Raw genomic sequence first — 5573 nt, forward strand, 5'->3', positions numbered from 1 at the left:
CGCCTGAGACCCCCGACCGGCGCCTCCGAGCCCCCGACCCGCGCCCGAGAAAACGCCTCGGCCACCGCCCACCCCTTCTGCGACACTGCGGCCATGCTGACCGTCAGGGATGCCGAGGAGCGCGACTGGGACCGGATCTGGCCCTTCTGGCAGCGCATCGTCGCCGCGGGCGAGACCTACTCCTGGGACCGGGACACCCCGAAGGACGCCGCGCGTGCCCTGTGGATGCCGCCCGGTGCCCGGGTGTTCGTGGCCGTCGACGACACCGAGCCGGACACCGTACTCGGCTCCGCGTCCGTGAAGCGGAACTACGGCGGACCGGCCGCCCACATCGCCAACGCCGCCTTCATGGTCGACCCCGACCGCACCGGCCGCGGCGTCGGGCGCCGCCTCGCCGAACATGTCCTGGAGCAGGCCGCGCGGGACGGGTACGAGGCGATGGTCTTCAACGCCGTCGTCGAGACCAACCCGGCCCTGGCCCTGTGGCGCTCCCTCGGCTTCACCGTCGTCGGCACGGTGCCGGACGCCTTCGACCACCCCGTACGGGGCCGGGTCGCGCTGCACATCATGCACCGGCGGCTGTGAGCCGGACCGCTCACGGTAATCGGCCGCTCACCGGCGGGACGCTCACCGTACGGGCGGGGAATGCGCGGTCCGCAGGCCGCGTTGACCAGGCCGACCGCCACCCCCGTACGGAGAAGAGACACACCTGATGCGCGTCGAGATCTGGAGCGACATCGCCTGCCCGTGGTGCTACATCGGCAAGGCCCGCTTCGAGCAGGGCCTCGCGTCCTTCGCCCACCGCGACGAGGTCGAGGTGGTGCACCGCTCCTTCGAGCTCGAACCGCACCGCGGCAAGGCCGACATAGTCCCGGTGACCGACGTGCTGGTCGAGAAGTACGGCCGCACCCCCCAAGAGGCCCGCGCCATGGAGGAGGACGTGGCCGAGGTCGCCCGCGGCGAGGGCCTCGACTACAGCACCGTGGGCCGCGAGGCGGGCAACACCTTCGACGTCCACCGCCTGTTGCACCTGGCCCGCGCCCGCGGCCGCCAGAACGCGCTGCTCGACCTCGCCTACCACGCGAACTTCACCGAGAAGCGCTCCGTCTTCGTCCACGAGGACCTCGTCACGCTCGCCGTCGAGGCCGGTCTCGACGAGGCCGAGGCGAAGGCGGTGCTCGCCGACGAGGCCGCGTACGCCGACGAGGTGCGCGCCGACGAGCGCGAGGCGGCCGAACTGGGCGCCACCGGCGTACCGTTCTTCGTCCTCGACCGGCGCTACGGCGTCTCCGGCGGCCAGCCCGCCGAGGTCTTCGCGCAGGCCCTCGAGCAGGCGTGGGACGCCCGCACCCCGCTCACCACCCTCACCCCGGCGGCCGACGCGACCGACGCGACCGACGCGGCGACCTGCGGCCCGGACGGCTGCGAGGTTCCGCAGGTCAAGAGCGACGTATAAGCATTCCTACGACAAGGTTCGCAACAATGCGCAATGGACGGGGAGTTGGCCCGCACCGCAGAGTAGGGGCATGGAGAGCCTCTCAGGTGCGGCCTTCGCGCCGCAGACGACGTATCTGAACACCGCGAGCACCGGTCTGCTGCCCGCCGACGGGGTGCGGGCGATGCAGGACGCCGTCGCCGCCCTCGCGGCCGGGCGGCCGGGTGACATGTTCGCCGACGTGGAGGCCGCCCGCGCCGCCTTCGCCCGGATCGCCGGAGTCCCCGCGCGCCGGGTCGCGGCGGGTGACTCGGTCGCCGTGTACGTGGGCCTGATCGCCGCCGCCCTGCCCGCGGGCGCCGAAGTCCTGGTCGCCGATGATGACTTCAGCTCGATCGTCAACCCGTTCCACATCCGCGGTGACCTCAAGGTGCGCACCGTGCCGCTCGACGGGCTCGCCGAGGCGGTGCGGCCCGGCACCGCGCTCGTCGCGGTCAGCGCCGCCCAGTCCGCCGACGGCCGGATCGCCGACCTGGACGCGATCCGCGCCGCGGCCCGCGCGCACGGCGCCCGTACCCTCGTCGACGCCTCGCAGTCCGCGGGCTGGCTGCCGCTGGACGCGGCCGTCGACGACTACACGGTGACCGTCGGCTTCAAGTGGCTGCTCTGCCCGCGCGGCGTGGCCTTCCTCGTCGTCCCCGACGACCTCGGCTCGCTCACGCCGCTGTTCGCGGGCTGGGTCGCGGGGGAGCGCCCGTGGGACAGCTGCTACGGACCGGTCCGTGAACTCGCCCACTCCGCCCGCCGGTTCGACGTCAGCCCCAGCCTGTTCTCGTACGTCGGCGCCCGGCACGGCCTTGGTCTGGTCGAGCGGATCGGCGTCGAGGCGATCCACGCCCACGACACCGCGCTCGCCGACCGCTTCCGCGCGGGCCTCGACCGGCTCGGCCACACACCGGTGCCCGCGCCCGGCTCCGCCATCGTGTCCGTCCCCGGACTCGGTGCCCGCCAGCCGGAGCTGAGCCGCGCCGGGGTCGAGGTGTCCGACCGGGCGGGGAGCCTGCGGGCGGCGTTCCACCTGTACAACTCGGCGGCGGACGTGGACCGGCTGCTCGACGTGCTCTCCGGCTGAACGCGCTCTCCGGCTGAACCTGCTCTCCGGCCGAACTCCCGGACCGTGAACGACGGTTGGCCCGGCTCCCTCAAGGGGAACCGGGCCAAGCGTCACATCACGGATTCACCGCGGGAGTCTCGCCGCGAGGGACCTCACCGTACCGGGGTGAAGTCGGTGGCGCCGATGTACTCGGGCCGCCGGACGGGCGCGGCGAACGGCTCCTGAGCGGTGTTCTCCACGCTGTTGAACACGAAGAAGACATTGCTCCGCGGGAACGGCGTGATGTTGTCACCACTGCCGTGCATGGTGTTGCAGTCGAACAGCACGGCCGAGCCGGCCGAGCCGACCCACTGGGCGATCCCGTACTCGTCGGAGAGCTTGATCAGCGCCTCGTCGGAGGGAATGCCCGCGTCCTGCATCTGCAGGGACCGCTTGTAGTTGTCCTTCGGCGTGGCACCCTCGCAGCCGAGGAACGTGCGGTGCGAACCCGGCATCAGGAGCAGGCTGCCGTTGTACGCGTAATTCCGGGTGAGCGCGATGGACACGGACACGGTCCGCATGCGCGCGAGCCCGTCCTCCGCGTGCCAGGTCTCGAAGTCCGAGTGCCAGTAGAAGCCGGAGGCGCCGAAGCCGGGCTTCACATTGATCCGGGACTGGTGGATGTAGACGTCCGAGCCCAGGATCTGCCGGGCCCTTCCGACCACGCGCGGGTCCGCCGCCAGCTTGGCGAACACCTCACTGAGTTTGTGCACCTCGAAGATGGAGCGGATCTCCTGAGTGCGGGGCTCCACGATGGAACGCTCATCGGAACGCATCGCGGGGTCCAGGGTCAGGCGGTCCAACTCCGCCTGGTAGATGCCCACTTCGTTCTCGGGGACCAGCTCATCCACCTGGATGAAGCCGTCCCTGTCGAACGCCGACAGCTCCGCGGCCGCGAACGGCCCCTGTGTACCCGGCTCGGACCACACGACGGGGTCCTGGCGCTCGGTGAGCGCCTCGGTGGCGCCTCGGGTCGGGTACAGGTCTGCGGTGCGTTCGGGTGCGGTGGTCATGGTGTTGCCTGCCTCTCCTCTCGTACGGCCCTGTTCGGGATGTACCCGGCCGCCGCATCCCGCCCCCGAGGCGGGGTGCGGCGGCCGGGAGTCAAGTGGGGGCTGTTACGCCCGAGGCTCGGGGGTGATCAGCCCTCGTCCGGCTCCGTGAGCAGCGGGTACACGCCGTTCTCGTCGTGGTCCTCGCGGCCCGTTACGGGCGGGTTGAAGACACAGATGCAGTGGAAGTCCTCCTTGATACGCATCGTGTGCTTCTCATGCCCGTTCAGCAAGTACATGGTGCCCGGCGTAATGGTGTATTTCTCGCCAGTCGTGTCGTCGGTCAGCTCGGCCTCACCCTGAGTGCACACGACGGCCTCGATGTGGTTGGCGTACCACATGGACGTCTCGGTGCCCGCGTACAGGATGGTCTCGTGCAGCGAGAAGCCGACGCGCTCCTTGGCGAGCACGATGCGCTTGCTCTCCCAGGTCCCCGAGGCGGACTTGACGTGCCGGTCGGTGCCTTCAATGTCCTTGAACGAACGGACGATCACGGTGAGTTGCTCTCTTTCTTGTCTTGCGGCGCCGGAGTTGTTTTTCAGCCCGTCCGGCGATTGAGGACGAGCCCGGAGGGCGATCTGCGGTGCCCCCGGTGCGGGGTGCGGATGGGGTCGCCGCGTCCCTACGAGGTCTCGCGTACGGCGCGGGCCAGGGTGCGCAGACCCTCGTCCAGCTCCTCCGCGGTGATGGTGAGGGCGGGCAGCAGTTTGACGACCTCGCTCTCCGGGCCGGAGGTCTCGATCAGCAGACCGAGGTCGAAGGCGCGCCGGGCCACCTTGTTCGCGCGCGGCTTGTCGCGGAACTCCAGGCCCCAGACCAGGCCACGGCCGCGGTACTCGACGGTCGCGTCGGGGTGCTCGGCGCGGATGGCCTTGAGCGCCTGCTCGACCTGCTCGCCGCGGGCGAGGGTCTGCTTCTCCATCTGACCGTCGGCCCAGTAGGCGTCGAGGGCGGCGGCAGCGGTGACGAACGCGGGGTTGTTGCCGCGGAACGTGCCGTTGTGCTCGCCCGGCTCCCAGATGTCCAGCTCGGGCTTGAACAGGGTCAGCGCGAACGGCAGGCCGTAGCCGGAGATGGACTTCGAGACGGTGACGATGTCCGGCACGATGCCCGCCTCCTCGAAGGAGAAGAACCCGCCGGTGCGGCCGCAGCCCATCTGGATGTCGTCGACGATGAGCAGCATGTCCCAGCGCTTGCAGACATCGGCGAGCTGGCGCAGCCACTCGGCGCGCGCCACGTTGATGCCGCCCTCGCCCTGGACCGTCTCGACGATCACGGCGGCGGGCTTGTTGAGGCCCGAGCCGGAGTTCTCCAGGAGGCTCTCGAACCAGAGGAAGTCCGGAGTCTGACCGTCCAGGTAGTTGTCGAACGGCATCGGGGTGCCGTGCACCAGCGGGATGCCGGCGCCGGCCCGCTTGAAGGCGTTGCCGGTCACGGCGAGCGAGCCGAGCGACATGCCGTGGAAGGCGTTCGTGAACGACACGATCGACTCGCGGCCCTTGACCTTACGGGCCAGTTTCAGGGCCGCCTCGACGGCGTTGGTGCCCGTCGGGCCCGGGAACATGACCTTGTACGGCAGGTCGCGGGGGCGCAGGATCGTGTTCTGGAAGGACTCCAGGAAGGCGCGTTTGGCCGTGGTCGACATGTCCAGGCCGTGGGTGACGCCGTCGCGCTCGATGTAGTCGATGAGGGCGCGCTTCAGGACGGGGTTGTTGTGCCCGTAGTTGAGCGAGCCCGCACCGGCGAAGAAGTCGAGGTACTCGTGGCCGTCCTCGTCGTACATGCGGCTGCCCTGCGCGCGGTCGAAGACCGTCGGCCAACCGCGGCAGTAGCTGCGCACCTCCGACTCCAGGGTCTCGAAGACGCTCAGGTCCGGCTGGGTGATGGTCACAGCGAATCTCCTCCTGGGAGATATAGGCGTGGGGGGTCGGGG

6 protein-coding genes are annotated in these 5573 nt (G+C 70.3%); 3 read left to right on the forward strand and 3 right to left on the reverse strand.

Translation table 11 applies throughout. The annotated features are described in order from the left end of the window. The first annotated feature begins 93 nt into the window (after window positions 1-93). The 3 genes from GUY60_RS33355 to GUY60_RS33365 all read left to right on the forward strand — a co-directional run bounded on the left by GUY60_RS33355 (window position 94) and on the right by GUY60_RS33365 (window position 2567). Complete coding sequence (locus tag GUY60_RS33355; RefSeq protein WP_376771347.1) at window positions 94-585, forward strand: GNAT family N-acetyltransferase; 492 nt, start codon at window positions 94-96, stop codon at window positions 583-585. A gap of 127 nt (window positions 586-712) precedes the next feature. Beyond that, window positions 713-1456 carry a DsbA family oxidoreductase gene (locus GUY60_RS33360; protein WP_161704725.1) on the forward strand — a complete coding sequence of 248 codons (744 nt, stop codon included), beginning with the start codon at window positions 713-715 and terminating at the stop codon, window positions 1454-1456. 70 nt (window positions 1457-1526) lie between these two features. After that, window positions 1527-2567 (forward strand): aminotransferase class V-fold PLP-dependent enzyme, encoded by a 1041-nt coding sequence (locus GUY60_RS33365; protein ID WP_161704727.1) that lies wholly within the window; start codon window positions 1527-1529, stop codon window positions 2565-2567. Between the two features lie 134 nt (window positions 2568-2701). Here GUY60_RS33365 and thpD read toward each other — a convergent pair whose 3' ends face one another. From thpD to ectB, 3 genes are all read right to left on the reverse strand, one after another. Further along, on the reverse strand, window positions 2702-3601 hold the full coding sequence (thpD, locus tag GUY60_RS33370) for an ectoine hydroxylase (RefSeq protein WP_161704729.1): 900 nt from the start codon (window positions 3599-3601) through the stop codon (window positions 2702-2704). A 128-nt stretch (window positions 3602-3729) separates the two neighbouring features. After that, window positions 3730-4134 (reverse strand): ectoine synthase, encoded by a 405-nt coding sequence (locus GUY60_RS33375; protein WP_161704731.1) that lies wholly within the window; start codon window positions 4132-4134, stop codon window positions 3730-3732. Window positions 4135-4262: 128 nt separating this feature from the next. Continuing rightward, entirely contained in the window at window positions 4263-5531 is a 1269-nt protein-coding gene (ectB, locus tag GUY60_RS33380) for a diaminobutyrate--2-oxoglutarate transaminase (protein ID WP_161704733.1), read from the reverse strand. Between the last annotated feature and the right edge of the window lie 42 nt (window positions 5532-5573).

The sequence above is a fragment of the Streptomyces boluensis genome, assembly GCF_009908195.1.
GTDB classification, from domain to species: Bacteria; Actinomycetota; Actinomycetes; order Streptomycetales; family Streptomycetaceae; genus Streptomyces; species Streptomyces boluensis.